The organism is Cryobacterium sp. CG_9.6, from assembly GCF_029893365.1.
In the GTDB taxonomy this organism is placed as follows: Bacteria; Actinomycetota; Actinomycetes; order Actinomycetales; family Microbacteriaceae; genus Cryobacterium.
Genome location: NZ_JARXUZ010000001.1, coordinates 566,739 through 582,916 on the forward strand (window position 1 = coordinate 566,739; position 16,178 = coordinate 582,916).

Consider the following 16,178-nt stretch of genomic DNA (forward strand, 5'->3'; position numbering starts at 1 on the left):
GCCATAGGTGAGGCGCTCGCGCGCTTTTTGTTTAGAAAAGTCACGAGCACCCCAACACCCCCGGTCCCCCCGATATATGTTCCCCAGGATCTACTCTAGGTACACCCCAAAGCTTCCTGCTAGCCGTCACTTCTAATGGCCCCCAAAAAGAACACTTTTTGGGCTGAAAGCGGAAAGAACGGTGATTTTTCGACCGTTTTGGGGGTGGATACACCCACCGGTCTGTCCCCCCCGATATGGTGAGAGCATGTACCGCTACAGAGTGGCCTTGATCGATGACCACGAGATCGTCGCACGCGGATTTGCCGAACTCTTCTCAACGATCCACAACATTCACGTTGTGGCCACCGTCGCCACCGTTTCGGAACTCCTCGAGAAGACTCCTCCCGAGGAAAAGATTGACCTCGTCATCCTCGACCTTCGCCTCTCCGACGGCTCGACGGTGTCGAGCAACGTTCATCGCCTGCGGGAACGCGGAGCCGACGTGCTGGCCTTCACCGGTGGGGACGATGCACAGCTGATGCGCTCCGCGGCTCGATCGGGTGTGCTGGGCGTCGTTCGCAAGTCGGAACCAGCCAACGTTCTCCTTGATGTTGTTGCACGCGCCGCCGTGGGAGAGACGATAGCGTCAACCGACTGGGCTGCGGCCCTGGACGGCGACCCGGAGCTGTCCGATGCCGCTCTGAGCCCCCGTGAGCGTCAGGTGCTTTCTCTGTACGCGGCCGGAGCCAAAGCGCCCCTGGTCGCGTCGCGGACGGGATTGTCCGAGTCCACGGTGATTGACTACATCCGTCGCGTGCGGTCAAAATATGAGCGGGTGGGACGGCCAGCGAACACCAAGATCGATCTGTATAAGCGGGCGCTCGAGGACGGGATTCTGCCCATACCCGGGCATCCATGACCCCACACGGCTTGTGTGGGCAGAGCAGAGGTTCTTTCCGTTTGACGACGAGCACCGAGGCGGCGAGTCCCCGGTGTCCACGGTAACGACCGAGGCGCAGCTGCGCGTCGATGACAGGGAGCCTGATCCCGTGGCCGACGGTGCCCGGGACCGGTTAGCCCGCCTGATGTACGCCGCTGTGGGCGGTGGAGCCATCATCTTCGGCGCTCTCTCCCTGCAACCGTTCCTCGCGCAGGCACACCGTCCCTCGCTGGGAGTGTCGTGGCTTGCCTGGCTGCTGGTGTGTGGGCTCCCGATCGTCTCGGCACTGCTGTCCCGCCGAGCACCGCACTCCGTTCTGCGTGCCCTCGCTCTGGTGCACGGAGCGGTGCTGTTAAGCGCTCTAGTGGGATGGCTCATTCTGGGCGCTCAGGCGCTGCCGCAGGAAGTCGGAAGTCCGTGGATACTCCTGTTTGTGGGCGTGGCGTGCGTGGCCATAGCCGTGGCCGAGCGTGCCTATCTGGTGTGGGTTTTCGTTGTCGTGGCCTGCACACTCAGCGGACTCGTGCGCGCCGTCACCACCCCCAACGTGCGGCCCGCGCTCATTGGCGTGGAAGACGGCCTGTATTCGCTTCTGGTCATCAGCGTGTTCATTGGTTTTACTCTCGCGTTCCGCCGGAGCGCCCGGTGGGTGGAGGTAGCCGTTCGGCTGTCTGCGGTGGCCGATGCTCGAGCCGCGTCTCGAAACGCGCGAGTCCGAGAACGGCAGATGATCGATGCGCTGGTGCACGACAGTGTCATCTCGATCCTGCTGGTCGCGGGTCTCGGGCGCGCGGATATGGCGGTCATCTCCGGCCAGGCCGCCGCCACGCTCAGCAAGCTGGACGCCCTCAGTGGGCCGATTGAATTTGAGATGGTGCCGCGCTCGAGTGTGTGGTTGCGTCTTCAGGCTCTCACTGCCCAGCTGGCTCCAACGGCAATCCTGCGCACCGAGCTCCACCTGGAACGAATGATTCCGCTCGGGGTTGGTGAGGCCGTTCTGGGCGCTGTCGGGGAGGCGCTTCGTAATTCCGTGGCATCGGCCGGCGTGGGGCACCGGCACCGGGTCACGCGTCGAGTCACCGTGCGACCTGCGGGAGGCGGCATCCAGGTGCTCGTGACCGATGATGGTGCTGGGTTCGAGCCGTCACTCGTGCCCGCCGAGCGACTCGGCATCACCCAGAGCATCGTTGGCCGCATGCAGCGCGTGAATGGGGGGTCCGCCGTCGTGAGCTCCCGCCCCGGTCGCGGTACCGAGGTGGTGATTACCTGGCTTCCCCCCGCTGCGATCACCGCGTTACCGCTGCTTGCGATACAGACGTCGGACACGGCGGCGGGACACGATGACACCACCGAGAGGCCACTCACCACCCCTCGCCCCGTGACTCTCCCGGGGACTCTGGGGCTGTCCACCCCGCTGGCGCGCAGTGTGCTCGCCCTGTTCATCGGGCTTCACGCGATTTTCGCCTTCGCGGATACCGAACGGGTCTGGCTCTCCCTCGACCGTGTGGGAGAGGTCCTGGCTCTTCTCACGGTGTCGGCGGCTGCGGTGTGGATTATGTTGCCGGCCCAAGATCCGTTTCCTCGTCTCCGAACCGTCGGCATCCTCGCCCTCTGTGGGGTCAGTGCCAGCATTATGTTCCTGCAGGTATCCCCGCTCGATGGGCGACTGTTCGCGCACTGGCAGCTCGGGGCGGTGACTCTCGTTCTTGTTGTTCTCGTGGCACGTGGCCGACAGGGCTGGGCGTGGGTGGGCTACGCGGCGCTCGCCGTGGCTACCATTCTCTGGGCGCTGGCCTACGGTATGCCGCTCGCGGACAGCGTGAATCTGGTCATGCAGAATGCCGGAACCCTGATGGTTGGTTCCCTCTTTGCGGTGGGGCTCCGTCGCTCTGCTCGCAGTCTCACCCTGCTCGTTCGCGAGCGCGGCACTCGGGCGTCCGCTGAAGCCACGAGCAGCGCTGAAGTGGAGGAACGTGAGATGCAGCTGGCGCGAGTGAACGCGCTGGCTCGTCCTGCTCTCGAACGGCTGATGCAGGCCACCCCGCTCAGTCCCGCGGAGGAGGCCGAATGTCTGCTGGTCGAGGCAAGCCTGCGCGACGCTATCCGCGCACGGAGCCTTTTCGTGGAACCGATCATTTCCGCGACACGCGCCGCGCGGTCCCGCGGCGTCGAGGTGACCCTGCTCGATGACAGCGGCGATTCAGCGCTCACCGATGTAAAGGTTTTGGCCCAGCTCGTGGCTCACGAACTGAATGACTTGAAATTCGGCCGCTTCACCGTTCGGATTCTCCCCGCTGCACGCGTCGAACTGGCAACAATCGTGGTGGAGTCGGTTGAGCATCGCATGATGATTGTAGCCAGCGATGGAAGCACCTCCGACGCCTAAAAAGTTAACGGTCACGCCAACTACGTGGCGATCGGCTCCGGAACGATCTGCAGCCCCGCAGAAGAATTTGCCGACAGTGAGAGAGCTTCAATCCACTCGCGATTGAGGGCAGGAAGGCGGCTGCCAAAATACTTGTAGGCCAGGGGGATGCTTGGGTGGAGCCAGATTGTGCTGCGCCCACCGCCGGCGAGGGGGTCGTCACGCCACGAGAAGTAGAAGCTTTCCCCACGTCGAAGTTTTGTTCCGATCACGAGCTGAATGTGGGCAAGGACTCGATCGTCGAAATCAGCCGTCAGGCTTGAGTCGTAGATCAGTTTGCCCATGTTCATGCTCCACTATTTTCAGACGGACTCGGGCTCTGCGAAGAACCTGATCGCGTTGTGAAAAAACGCAGCCCATGGCCTCATTCCCACGATGAGAGTGTGCGTTCTCGAGGCTCTCTCAGCTTAGTAACCGCCGTTGCCGCAAAGACGTCACCGAGCCCCTTCGGTACCCCCCAAGTCGGGGGGTACCGCGCTCCCAAATGAGCTACGTGGTGAGAAGAGCCGGAACGATCACGATCGCATTAAAGGTCATGTGGGCAATGATCGCCCCGCCGAGGCGACCGGTCTCCACGGTGAGCAGGGCCGCCAAGATTCCGAAAACAAACGTCGAAATACCCACCACGAGTGCGCCAGTCACGGTGCTCGCGGTGAGGGTATGTACGAGTGCGAAGGTTAATGCACTGACCACAATCGAGATCACCACCGATGTCCTCGCCCCTCCATTCGACGCTCGAATCGAGCCGAGCAGGGAGCGCAGCAGCAGCCCACGAAAGAAAATTTCTTCTATAACAGGCGCGATCAAGACGGGAGCCAGCGCGGTGCCGAATATCCACCAGGCGTCGTAGACGGTCTCGCCGAATGTCACCGTTCCCGAGGAAATGTGTCCATAGCCCAAAGCTTCTGCGCTGGTGGCAACCAGGCGCGCGAGCAACCCAATTGACAGGCCCCAGACGAGATCGAGTGGTCGAAGCTTCAGTGCGAGTGCGAGTGCGAGTGCGAACCCGTGCCAGCGCCATGCCGCAGCCACGGCCCCCAGGAGTGGAAGCCAGACAAGCAAATAGCTCAGTAGCTCACGCAGATGCGCGTCAGTTACCCAGAAAAGTGGGGCGGATAACCCCGTAAGCACAAGTAGCACACTGGCGAGCACGACACCGGCCGTGGCATCAGTGAGGCAGCGGCGGGCATCGAATCCTCGGGGTGTCCCGACTGTGCTCATGCCCCCACGGTAGTGCGATGTTCCCGAGAAGACGGGCGTTGAGGCCGGCAATCTTCACCGCAGGAATCTCCTCGCGCGCGACGCACCCTTGAGGCGGCACGGTTTCACGATCCCACAGAGAAGCATCCGGGAGGCAAGGTAATTTTTCCTCATCTATGGCACAATGTTCGCGCAGACCGTAGTGCACGGCGTGAGAAAGGCTGTCGAGTGGAACTTCGCGACTATCTTCGCATCCTGCATAAAAGCTGGGTACTTATTCTGCTCATCGCCCTCTTTGTCGTAGCCGTGGCTTCGGTCTACGCTCTCACCCAGACGCCGAAGTTCAACGCCACGAGCAAGGTTTTCGTGTCCACACAGTCCGGTGGCACCACTTCCGAACTCGTCCAGGGCAGTAGCTTCACCGTTCAGCGAGTGAAGACTTATTCTGACCTGGTCAGGACCCCTATAGTCCTACTCCCCGTCATCAGTAATCTGCAACTCGGCGTCACGAGTGATGCTCTTGCCAGCCGAGTCACGGCATCGGCACCGCTGGATACAACCATCATTGACATCACGGTCTCCGATACCGACCCGGTCCGTGCCGCAGCCACGGCTAATTCCATTTCGGCAAGCCTCACCGCCGTCGTTGAAGATATCGAGACTCCCGCTCAGCCCAACGCTGTGTCACCGGTGAAGCTCACCCGCGCGCAGGAGGCAACAGTTCCATCCACACCGGTCAGTCCCAATGTGCCGCTCACGATTATTCTGGGTGCTGCCTTGGGCCTCGCCCTCGGGGTGGCCGCCGCTGTTTTTCGCGAGACTCTGGAGACCCGTATTCGCAACGAGCGGGACGTTCAGCAGATCACGGCCGTACCCATACTCGGTGGCATAGTTTTTGATCCCAAGGCCTCGGAGCGCCCGCTCATCGTTCACGTTGACCCCCGAAGCCCACGTGCAGAGTCGTTCCGAACGTTGCGCACCAATTTGCAGTTCCTGGATGTGGGTCGTTCCGACCGGTCCTTTGTTGTGACGTCATCGGTGCAGAGTGAGGGTAAAAGTACCACCGGTGCTAACCTTGCCATCGCTCTGGCCGATGCTGGCGCCCGAGTGCTCCTCGTTGACGCTGACCTTCGACGTCCCAAGATAGCGGACTACATGGGGATCGAGGGTGTGGTTGGCCTCACCGACGTTCTTATCGGCCGCGCAGCGCTCCGCGATGTATTGCAGCCGTGGGGCACTGGCCACTTATTCGTTCTGCCGGCTGGGCATGTGCCACCCAACCCGAGTGAACTCCTCGGATCCACCAGAATGGGGCTGCTCATCGCCGAACTGAACAGCATGTTCGATGTTGTTCTTTTTGACACCCCGCCGTTGCTCCCGGTAACGGATGCCGCGATTCTCGCCAAAAATGTGGGTGGGGTCATCTTGGTTGTTGCCGCTGGACGAACCCACAAGAACCAGCTTGTCGGTGCCATCTCCGCCCTGGACAATGTGGGAGCGTCCATTTCTGGACTTGTTCTGACGATGCTGCCTGCCAAGGGCCCCGATGCCTACGGCTACGGCAGCTATGGCTATGGCTATGGCTATGGCTATGGCGCGGGCTACGGCGCTGAACCCGGAGATGTGAACCCGGCGGGGGCGGAAACCACCGCCGGGCCGTCCTCGCCCGACTCCGCCCGCACCTCCGTCACGCGCCGCACCAAGCTCCGCGAGTAATCTCAGTGGCTGGATCCGAGGCTCGTTGGGAGAACGTTCACGCTGCAGCGGTAGCCTGAGGGCGCCGTCTTGACACGGTTGCCCTGGACAGGAATGAGATCAGCATGAAAGCCGCTCGCTACTACGCCAAAAAAGACATTCGCATCGAAGAGGTGCCCGAACCCGAACTGCGCCCCGGAACCGTGGCGATCGATGTCGCCTGGTGCGGAATTTGCGGTACCGACCTGCATGAATACCTGGACGGGCCCATTTTTGTTCCGGCGCCGGGGCATCCGCACCCCATTTCGGGTGAAGAAGCACCGGTCATCATGGGGCATGAGTTCTCGGGCACCATCACCGCTCTGGGCGAGGGTGTCACCGACCTTGAGGTGGGACAGAACGTTGTCGTGGAGCCCTACATCATCGGTTCCGACGTGAAGATTGGGCCGGGAGAGCCGTATCAACTCTCGGCCAACATGAACTTCATCGGTCTGGCTGGTTACGGCGGAGGACTCAGCGAGAAGATCGTCGTCGAACGCCGCTGGGTGCACCCGATCGGTGATATTCCGCTCGACGTTGCCGCCCTGATCGAACCGCTGTCGGTGGGTCACCACGCCTTCGTGCGTAGTGGCGCCAAGGCCGGCGACGTGGCGCTGATCGGTGGTGCAGGTCCCATTGGTCTAATGCTCGCGGCTGTGCTCAAGGCCGAGGGCCTCACGGTGTATATCTCCGAGCTCAGTCAGGCCCGCAAGGACAAGGCCCGCAGCACCGGCGTCGCCGATGTGGTGCTCGACCCGAGCGAGGTCAACGTGGCCGAGGCGGTGCGTGAACTCACCGGCGGGCTCGGTGTTGACGTGGCTTTCGAGTGCACGAGCGTCAACGTGGTGCTCGACACCCTGCTGGATGCCGTGCGTCCCGCCGGCGTGGTTGTCAACGTGTCGATCTGGGGTCACCCGGCCACCGTCGACATGCAGAAGCTCGTGCTGAAGGAGATCGACCTGCGCGGAACGATCGCCTACGCGAACGACCACCCGGCCACGATCAAGCTGGTGCAGGAGGGCAAAGTGAACCTTGAGCCGTTCATCACTGCCCGCATCGCCCTGGACGACCTGATTACCGAGGGCTTTGATGCCCTCATCAACCACAACGAGACCCAGGTTAAAATTCTCGTTCACCCGTAGCAGCCCGCCCGCAGCGCTACGGTTCGAGGCGGATGGTTCTCCGGAGCCACCCGCCTCGGTGGGCTATCGACCTCTAGCTTTAGCCCACGATTGATGTCAGGATCAAGCGGTATCGATCGGATTCACCAGTGAGTCGCGAACGGGTCCGGGATTCACAGCGGGACTGAAATCGCGGTGATGACCGAAGGGTCGCCGTTATGCACATCAAAGCGGGGGCATCAGCTCGCCGGGGTTCTGGTCCCACGCCTGAATTTGCCCCGATGTTCCGTTTCTACCTGCCGCTCAAGATCGCTCTTGCCTATCTGCTTGGTACCTTCGGTGTTTTCCTCCTCGGCCCAGGGGCGGCGGAGGTGAAAAATCTGCCGAGTTTGACATTTTTTGTTCTCTCAGCCGTTGGGCTTTTTGCGCTGGGATATCGCTTGAGTACGACCCACGCGAGGCACTACAAGACATTTACCGGACAATCACGCGAAGTCACTCCGCTTGTGCGCGCCGTGATTGTTTTTTCCGCTGTCTGGTTCCTCGTGTTTTCGACCGTGTCCCTCTTTGAATATGGTGCGACCGGGATAGGCGACATCATCAACGCGGCTCTGAACCCTGCTCGAAGCTATCTCAACAAGTTTCAGGTCTACCGTGAGCAAGCGGCCAGTGGCCGAACGAGTCTGCCGCTTCAAATCGCCGTGTTGACTGGAGCGTTCTACTTTGTGCTGATTCCTCTCACCGTGTATTACTGGCGCAACTTGAGCAGCGTGCTCCGATCCCTTGCCGTGTCCGGAGTCGTTGGCTATATTTTCTTTTTTGCGTTCATCGGAACACAAAAAGGTATTGGCGACATCTTCATCATGCTCCTAGCCGCACTGGCGGCTTCCGTGGGGAGCCAGCAGGGCCCAACCGCGTCGTCGGGTAGACGGAAACGCACGCGTAAGTGGCTGGTTATTGCCGCGATCGTACTTTCGTGCGGCTTTGTCATTTACCTCGCCAACGTGCAGGGAGAGCGAATTCGAGACACCAGTGGTGCCGGCAAGTTTGGCGCGAACCCGGTGCTGACCCAACTTTTTGGAGAGACGTTCTCGCGCGGCATGACGGTTGCGGTCTTTTATCCCACCCATGGGTATCTTGGGCTTTCCAAGAATCTCAGTGTGCCCTTCGTGTGGTCCGGTGGTGCAAGCATCCCGGCGATTGCGAGCTACAAAACGCAGTATTTCGGAGGTGATGACCCGATGCGGGCGTCCTATCCCGTGCGTACGGAAGCGGTAACGGGCTGGCCGGCTGGGCTGGTGTGGTCGACCATTTACCCGTGGCTGGCATCAGACCTCACCTTCCCTGGTGCCGCGCTCTTTATGGGGGCATTCGGCTGGTTCATGGCCCGGATGTGGATCGGGGTTCGGTACGAACGTGACCCGCTCTCACTCGTGCTCTTCGCTGCAAGTGCCCTCATTCTGGTCTATGTTCCCGCAAACAATCAGCTGATGCAGTCCCGATACACGGCATTGGGATTGATCACCCTGCTCGCGATTTATGTTCTTCGTCGACTCCTTGGCCCTCGTGCGTCGAGACAACGAACCTCGCAAGACACACTTAGGCCCAGGCGGAGATAGTACGACTTCTCTGCGCGTGGTCTGGCAAAGCTCCTGATGAGGCTCGGACCCGGTGGGAGGACGCCGAGTGGCAGAGGGAACGCCCTCAGCGCCGATAGGGTCGAAGTATGAGGAATAAAGCATGAAGATATCGGTCATTGGCTGCGGCTACCTGGGCGCGGTTCACGCCTCCGCCATGGCGGAACTGGGTCACGACGTGATCGGAATCGACGTTGACGCGGCCAAGATCGCGATGCTCGCTGCGGGACGCCCGCCGTTCTTCGAGCCGGGTCTTCCCGAGGTGCTCACCTCGGCGATGGCTTCCGGTCGCTTGCGTTTCAGCTCCGACATCGCCGACGCGGCCGGCGCGCGGGTGCATTTTGTTGCGGTCGGAACTCCACAGAAGCCAGGTAGCTACGCTGCAGACCTCACCTATGTTGATGCCGCCATCGAGTCGCTTCTTCCGCACCTGAATTCCGGCGACCTTGTGGTGGGCAAGAGCACGGTTCCCGTGGGGACGGCCACTCGCCTCGCGGGCGTGGTGGAGGAATCCGGTCGCGGTGCAAGCCTTGCATGGAACCCCGAATTTCTGCGCGAGGGCTTTGCGGTTCAGGACACCATCAGCCCCGACCGCCTGGTGTACGGCGTTCCGGAAGGGGAGGCCGGCACGCACGCCACCGCACTGTTGAATGAAGTGTACGCGGCGGCTCTTTCGGCCGACACGCCACTGGTCGTCACCGACTATGCCACAGCCGAACTGGTGAAGGTGGCTGCGAACGCGTTCCTGGCCACCAAGATCAGTTTCATCAATGCCATGGCCGAAATTGCCGAGGTGACCGGTGCCGATGTCACCCAGCTGGCGGATGCGATTGGCTATGACGCCCGAATCGGCCGGCGCTTTCTGAATGCCGGCGTCGGTTTCGGTGGCGGTTGCCTGCCCAAGGACATTCGAGCCTTCACGGCGCGCGCCGAGGAGCTGGGGCGCGGCGAGTCCGTGGCCTTCCTGAAAGAGATTGATGGCATCAACCTGCGCCGCCGTAAGCGCGTGATTGACCTCGCGGTGTCTGCCCTCGGGGGTTCCGCCTACAACAAGAAGGTTGCGGTGCTGGGCCTGAGCTTCAAGCCGCACTCCGATGACGTGCGCGACTCACCGGCACTCGATGTGGCCGTGCAGTTGCGGGGCCTCGGCGCCAATGTGGTGGCCACAGACCCGCAGGCCATTGAGAATTCCCGTGCTCGGCATCCGCAACTGACGTACTCGACCGACATTACAGAGACCCTCACCGGGGCCGATGCCGTGGTACTCGTAACCGAGTGGCCCGAGTTCAAGGGCATTGACCCGGCATGGGCGAAGACCCTCGTGCGAACGGCCACGATCATCGATGGGCGCAACACGCTCGACGCGGCGGCGTGGCGCGCTGCGGGCTGGAACTACACCTCCCTCGGTCGCCCGTAGCCAGCGGCGCCACGTTCATCGGCGCCGTTTGCATCCTTCCGGCGTTCCGGAAGATGTAAACGCCGCTGATGGAACCGTGCCCGACAAAGATTCGGCGCAGCACGAGGGTAAACGGGTCTTGACAACGAACGCACCCGTGGCTTAAATGGTCAGATGGTGCATCGGTGAACGAGGCGATAGAGCAGCCGGTGCGGGCTCATCGTTGGCGTATCGTGTGGTTCGTCGCGCTCGGAATGCTGCTCATTGTCGTGCTTGGTGTTACCTGGATCGGAGTGCGAGGGCTGCTCGCCCGCGATGAACTTGTTCAGGCCCAGACTCTGGCGTCCACGCTGCAAAAACAGGTGGTTGCGGGAGACGAAAACAGCGCCGCAGAGACGTTCGCCGCACTGTCTGGGCATGCGGAGGCGGCGGCGCGACTCACGAGCGACCCCGTGTGGCGGATGGGGGAATCCCTGCCGTTACTGGGTGCAAACCTCACCGCGGTTCGACAGCTCGCCGACACCGCGAGGCTGCTCAGCACCGAGGCGATCGGGCCCCTCATCGCCGTGGCCGGCACGATGAACCTTGCCGCCCTGGCCCCACAGGACGGGGCCATCACCCTGCAACCGATCGTGGACGCACAGCCCGCGTTTGCCGCTGCAACCACCTCGGTACTGGCGGCCCACGACCAGCTGAGTCTCATTGACGGTACCCGCCTGCTGCCCCCGGTGCGTGATGCACATGATCGTTTTCAGCAATCCATCACCGGTGTGGCCGAGAGTCTGAGCACCGTGAACCGGGCCGTGCACCTCATCCCCGCTATGGCGGGCGGGCAGGCACCGCGAACGTATCTCGTGCTCTTTCAGAACCCGGCGGAGCTGCGCTCAACCGGGGGATTATCCGGGGCGCTCGCCCTCCTGCGCGCCGAGAACGGTCGTTTCACACTGGAGAGGCAGGCCGGTGCCACCGAGCTGCCGATTCTGCCCACACCCGTCTTTCCCCTTCCCGACGACACCCGCGCTCTGTATCGCGATATCACGGGGCGCTACATCGGCAATGTGAACCTCACCCCCAATTTTGCGCTGACGGCGGAGCTGGCCCGTGCCATGTGGACGCAAAAGTTTGGTGGTGTGGTCGATGGCGTACTCTCGATTGACCCCGTGGCACTGAGCTATCTGTTGGCCGCTACCGGGCCCATCACCCTCCCCACCGGAGATGTGCTGACGGCAGACAATGCCGTGCAACTACTGCTGACCGATGTGTACACGCGTTACCCGGTGGCTCTGGACCAGGACAAATTCTTTGCTGATGCAGCAGCCGCGGTATTTGTGGCGGTATCGGGGGGCGCTTTCGACACGGTTGGCATGGTTACGGCTTTGGATCGCGCCGCAGTGGAGCGGCGTGTGCTGGTCTGGAGCGACGATGAGGCCGAGCAGAATCTGCTGGTGGAGGGTCAGCTAGCGGGGACGCTACCAGTCGATGCGGGGGATACCTCGCGTTTCGGTGTGTACTTCAACGACGCCACCGGCGCCAAAATGGGGACGTATCTGCGAGTGCGAGCCTGGGCGGCGCAGGCGAGCTGCCGAGCCGATGGCCGGCCGTCCTTTGAGGTGCAGGTAGAACTCACGAACACGGCGCCAGCCGATGCGGCTCTGACGCTGCCCCCCAGTATTACGGGAGATGGCTCCTTCGGCGTGCCTCCTGGTCAGGTGAAGACAATTGTCTCGGTGTATGGGGTGCCTGGAATGCAACCGGTGGGAGCGAAACAGGATGGTGCTGTGGTGGGGTATCTTCCCACCATCGATTCTCCGTACCCGCCGACAGGCGTGACCTACCCGGTGAGTGCGTTGGATGTGGAGCTCGCGCCGGGTCAGAGCACCGTGGTGCAGTTTGGGTGGTTAGGTGACCAGTCGACCAGCCCCCAGACGGCTCTGGAAACAACCCCCACGCTTGACCTTGCGATCGAAAAAGTAGTGGATTTTTCTTGTTAATCTGCCTATTATATGAGTGCTTCTCACTTACAGACCCCGTTTGGGGGAGGGTCCACCCACACATAGGGAGTGTCACATCATGCTTAAAAAGATCTTTGCGGTCCTCGTACTCGCACTCATTGCCATATTTTCAGTTCCCGCGATCGCTTCTGCCGTGGGCTATGTTCCTTCATGCAGCGCTTCCGTCACAGGATCCGCAATCCCGGGCGGGACAGTCACTGTTTCGTTCTGTGATGGGTCTTTCACTCCGGGCGAGAATGTCTCGTGGGCGAGCACCGGCGTGGGTGACACATCACTTGCCGTAGTCAAAGCTGCAACGGTAACTATCGTGAAGCCAGCAACGGCGGGCGGTGCCTCGAGCGTTGACGCGACACTCCCTTCGAACGCGTCCGGGGTCTACACGATCACCGCTACCGGTCTAACGTCTGGAAATGTTGGCAGCGCCAACGTCGCCTTGCCAACCCCGAGTAGTGGAGCAGGCGGAGTGACATCTGACAGCGGCCTCGCCGCCACGGGTTACGCACTGCCGAGCGGGTTGCTCTGGTCGGCCGGAGGCGCTCTGCTGCTGGGAACCGCCCTTCTCGTGGTTCTGCTGATCAGTCGCCGTCGCCACGCCAACATCTCGTAGCCAGGTAACACGCTTCACAAATCCCCACGACACGTTGTGATGTGACACCTGCGCGCGGCCCCGACGCGCTGATGGTGTGGGCTGGGTCTATCATGTCCACACCCAGCGATGGAGGCGCATCATGGTTCTAGGTGGCGAAACCGCACAGAGGTGGCGAAGAGACCAACAGCCGTTACCTGCGGTGGTGCGTTTCAGTTCGCAGTTCCTCCTCGACGCGCTCTGCTGGCTCCTCGCACTTTCTGCAGCGCAGGCGTTGCGCTATGAGTTTGATCTGTCCGCAATTGTGTGGATCCCGCTGCTGCTCCTGTGGTCGGTAGCGTGCGTGCTCCAGCTTCTGGTGGGACTCCTCTTCTACCTCTATCAGGGACGCCACCAATACGGAAGCTTCGCCGAAGTGCGTGCGCTGCTCGGCGTTGTGCTTTCTGTCGCGGTGCTCATTGGCCTACCTGTTGCTGCATTTGGAGCGGCGCTCCAGATTCCGCGCAGCACGGTTCTGATCGCCCTTCCGATTGCCTTTGTTTTCATGGGCGGAGTTCGCTACGTGCGCAGACTCGTGCTCGAGCGGTCTCTCGGTCCCGGCGAGGGCGCCGTGCCGGTGCTGATCTATGGCGCCGGCTACCTCGGTGCCGAGATCATTCGCCACATGAAGACGGACCGGCGGTCCTCGTTCCGACCGATTGGGCTCATCGATGATGATCCACTCAAACGTAATGTGTGGTTCGACGGCGTTCGTGTCCTCGGTACACGGAGCTCCCTACCGGCCATTGTCGACGCGACCGGAGCCGTAACGCTCGTGGTCGCCATTGCGAAAGCGGATGCCGCACTCCTGCGTGCGATTGCCGACGTTGCGCGAGTGGCCGACCTGCGAGTGCTCGTGTTGCCGCCCTGGGAGGAGCTTCTCACGGGCCGGTCCCGCCTCAACGATCTGCGGGATATCTCGATAGAGGATCTTATCGGCCGACCGCTGCTCGATACGGATGTTGAATCTGTGGCCGGGTATCTCACCGGCAAACGCGTGCTGGTGACGGGAGCGGGTGGTTCGATCGGGGCTGAACTGTGCCGACAGATCCATCGGTATGCGCCGCGGGAACTCATCATGCTCGACCGGGATGAAACCGGGCTGCAAACCGCACAGATTTCCATTCGTGGACACGGGCTCCTCGACACGAGAGACGTGGTTCTGGCCGACATCCGTGATGTTGACGCCCTGAACGCCGTGTTTGAAGACCGCCAGCCCGAAGTGGTGTTTCATGCTGCGGCGCTCAAGCATCTGCCCATTCTTGAGCAGTACCCCGACGAGGCATGGAAAACCAATGTGCTCGGCACCCGCAATGTGTTGGAGGCCGCCCGCGCCGTGAACGTGTCGGTGTTCGTGAACATCTCCACGGATAAAGCGGCACGACCCACGAGCGTACTCGGCCATTCCAAGCGCCTGGCTGAACGCCTCACCGCCTCGATGGCCGAGCAAACCGGATGCCGGTATTTGTCCGTGCGTTTTGGAAACGTGATCGGCAGTCGAGGTTCGATGCTGCCCACATTTACGGCCCTGATCGAGGCGGGCGGCCCGCTCACCATCACGGACCCCGAGGCCACTCGTTTCTTCATGACCATTCCCGAAGCGTGCCAGCTCGTGGTGCAGGCCGGTGGAATCGGACGCCCAGCGGAGGTGCTCATTCTCGATATGGGAGAACAGGTGAAGATCCTGGATGTGGCCCGGCGCATGATCGATATGTCTGGGCAGCACGTGGAGATCGTGTTCACCGGACTTCGACGCGGCGAGAAACTGCACGAGGATCTCCGGGGTGAAGGGGAGAGTGACGAACGGCCGCTGCACCCCAAAATCTCGCATGCGACGATCACGCCACTATCACCGGCGCGGCTCGACAAGGCTGAGTGGGATACCCGCTGGCTGGGTTATCAGCACATCGGTCGCTCGGCGACGGGCGAGGGCGAAAGCGAGATAAACACATGAACGAGCGCATTCTTCTGTCGGCTCCCGATGTGGGCGAGAGGGAGGAAGCCTATGTGGTTGCGGCGATGCGCTCCGGCTGGATCGCACCGCTCGGCCCCGACGTGGACCTGTTCGAGCAGGAGATGGCCGCTCGGGTGGGCGTGGCCCATGGTGTGGCCCTGAGTTCGGGGACAGCCGCCCTCCACCTGGGACTGCTCGGTCTCGGAGCCGGGCCGGGCACCGTGGTGGTGACCGCCACCATGACCTTCGTGGCCACGGCCAACGCCATCGTCTACACCGGTGCCGAACCGTATTTCGTGGACAGCGACGCATACACCGGTAATGTGCACCCCGGCCTGCTGCGGGAAGCGCTGCATCGGCTCACGGCCTCCGGTGAGCGGGTGGCCGCGATCGTACCGGTGGACCTGCTGGGGAAAGCCGCGGACTACAAAGAGATTGACCGGGTTGCCGCCGAGTACGGCGTGCCGGTCCTCGCGGACGCGGCGGAGTCGCTGGGGGCGCACTACCGCGGGCGGGCCGTCGGATCGCTTGCCGCGGCATCCGTGGTGTCATTCAACGGCAACAAGATTATGACCACCTCCGGTGGCGGGATGCTCCTCACCGATGATGCCCGGCTCGCCGAGCACAGCCGTTCGCTGTCGACGCAGGCCCGGTTGCCGGTTACCCACTACGAACACGCCGAGGTGGGATATAACTACCGCATGAGCAACATACTGGCGGCGCTCGGCCGGGGCCAACTGACCCGGTTCGACGGCATGCTCGCCCGGCGACGCCGCATTCGCGAGACCTACCGGAGCTTGTTCGCTGGTGTGCCCGGCGTGACGATCTTTGGCGGCGAGAACGACGCCGAGGACAACTGCTGGCTCACAGCGGTGCTGGTGGACGCCGACACGGCCGGGTGGTCGGCCGCGGATCTGGGGGCGTCGCTGCGCGCGGTGAACATTGAGACTCGGCCACTCTGGAAGCCCATGCACCTGCAGCCGGTGTACGCCGGTGCCCGCAGCACACTGAACGGCCAGGCACAGCGCTTGTTTGAGACCGGGGTGAGCCTGCCGAGCGGCTCCGCGCTGCGGGGTACCGACGTCGATCGTGTCGCTGCCGCCCTGCAGGACTTCGTCACCGTGTACTCATGATGGAGATCGTGAGTGCCGT

At 62.2% G+C, this 16,178-nt stretch carries 12 protein-coding genes; 10 read left to right on the forward strand and 2 right to left on the reverse strand.

What is annotated here, in order from left to right; all coding sequences use genetic code 11:
• The first annotated feature begins 247 nt into the window (after window positions 1-247).
• Window positions 248-901, forward strand: a complete 654-nt coding sequence (locus H4V99_RS02690; RefSeq protein ID WP_280675285.1) for a response regulator transcription factor — start codon at window positions 248-250, stop codon at window positions 899-901.
• 73 nt (window positions 902-974) lie between these two features.
• Window positions 975-3,308, forward strand: coding sequence for an ATP-binding protein (locus tag H4V99_RS02695; protein ID WP_280675287.1), 2,334 nt, complete (start codon window positions 975-977; stop codon window positions 3,306-3,308).
• Between the two features lie 20 nt (window positions 3,309-3,328).
• On the opposite strand, the gene H4V99_RS02700 is transcribed toward H4V99_RS02695, so the two are convergent.
• Both H4V99_RS02700 and H4V99_RS02705 read right to left on the reverse strand, forming a co-directional pair.
• The gene (locus H4V99_RS02700) at window positions 3,329-3,631 is read right to left on the reverse strand and encodes an ATP-dependent DNA ligase (RefSeq protein ID WP_280679908.1); all 303 of its coding nucleotides are present in this window, start codon (window positions 3,629-3,631) and stop codon (window positions 3,329-3,331) included.
• 205 nt (window positions 3,632-3,836) lie between these two features.
• Window positions 3,837-4,568, reverse strand: a complete 732-nt coding sequence (locus H4V99_RS02705; protein WP_280675288.1) for a CPBP family intramembrane metalloprotease — start codon at window positions 4,566-4,568, stop codon at window positions 3,837-3,839.
• A 207-nt stretch (window positions 4,569-4,775) separates the two neighbouring features.
• On the opposite strand from H4V99_RS02705, the gene H4V99_RS02710 reads away from it, so the two are divergent.
• The 8 genes from H4V99_RS02710 to H4V99_RS02745 all read left to right on the forward strand — a co-directional run bounded on the left by H4V99_RS02710 (window position 4,776) and on the right by H4V99_RS02745 (window position 16,159).
• The gene (locus H4V99_RS02710) at window positions 4,776-6,263 is read left to right on the forward strand and encodes a polysaccharide biosynthesis tyrosine autokinase (RefSeq protein ID WP_280675289.1); all 1,488 of its coding nucleotides are present in this window, start codon (window positions 4,776-4,778) and stop codon (window positions 6,261-6,263) included.
• 104 nt (window positions 6,264-6,367) lie between these two features.
• Window positions 6,368-7,423: a 2,3-butanediol dehydrogenase gene (locus H4V99_RS02715; protein WP_280675291.1), complete on the forward strand. Its 1,056-nt coding sequence runs from the start codon at window positions 6,368-6,370 to the stop codon at window positions 7,421-7,423.
• A gap of 197 nt (window positions 7,424-7,620) precedes the next feature.
• Window positions 7,621-9,021: a hypothetical protein gene (locus H4V99_RS02720; RefSeq protein WP_280675293.1), complete on the forward strand. Its 1,401-nt coding sequence runs from the start codon at window positions 7,621-7,623 to the stop codon at window positions 9,019-9,021.
• Window positions 9,022-9,142: 121 nt separating this feature from the next.
• A complete protein-coding gene (locus H4V99_RS02725) occupies window positions 9,143-10,456 on the forward strand; it encodes a UDP-glucose/GDP-mannose dehydrogenase family protein (RefSeq protein WP_280675296.1) in 1,314 nt (437 codons plus the stop codon).
• Between the two features lie 164 nt (window positions 10,457-10,620).
• On the forward strand, window positions 10,621-12,426 hold the full coding sequence (locus H4V99_RS02730; protein WP_280675298.1) for a DUF4012 domain-containing protein: 1,806 nt from the start codon (window positions 10,621-10,623) through the stop codon (window positions 12,424-12,426).
• Window positions 12,427-12,910: 484 nt separating this feature from the next.
• A complete protein-coding gene (locus tag H4V99_RS02735; protein WP_280675300.1) occupies window positions 12,911-13,054 on the forward strand; it encodes a hypothetical protein in 144 nt (47 codons plus the stop codon).
• 184 nt (window positions 13,055-13,238) lie between these two features.
• The gene (locus tag H4V99_RS02740; protein ID WP_280675302.1) at window positions 13,239-15,026 is read left to right on the forward strand and encodes a nucleoside-diphosphate sugar epimerase/dehydratase; all 1,788 of its coding nucleotides are present in this window, start codon (window positions 13,239-13,241) and stop codon (window positions 15,024-15,026) included.
• Complete coding sequence (locus H4V99_RS02745) at window positions 15,023-16,159, forward strand: aminotransferase class I/II-fold pyridoxal phosphate-dependent enzyme (RefSeq protein WP_280675304.1); 1,137 nt, start codon at window positions 15,023-15,025, stop codon at window positions 16,157-16,159. The genes H4V99_RS02740 and H4V99_RS02745 overlap by 4 nt, the downstream gene beginning before the upstream one ends.
• Window positions 16,160-16,178: the final 19 nt, after the last annotated feature.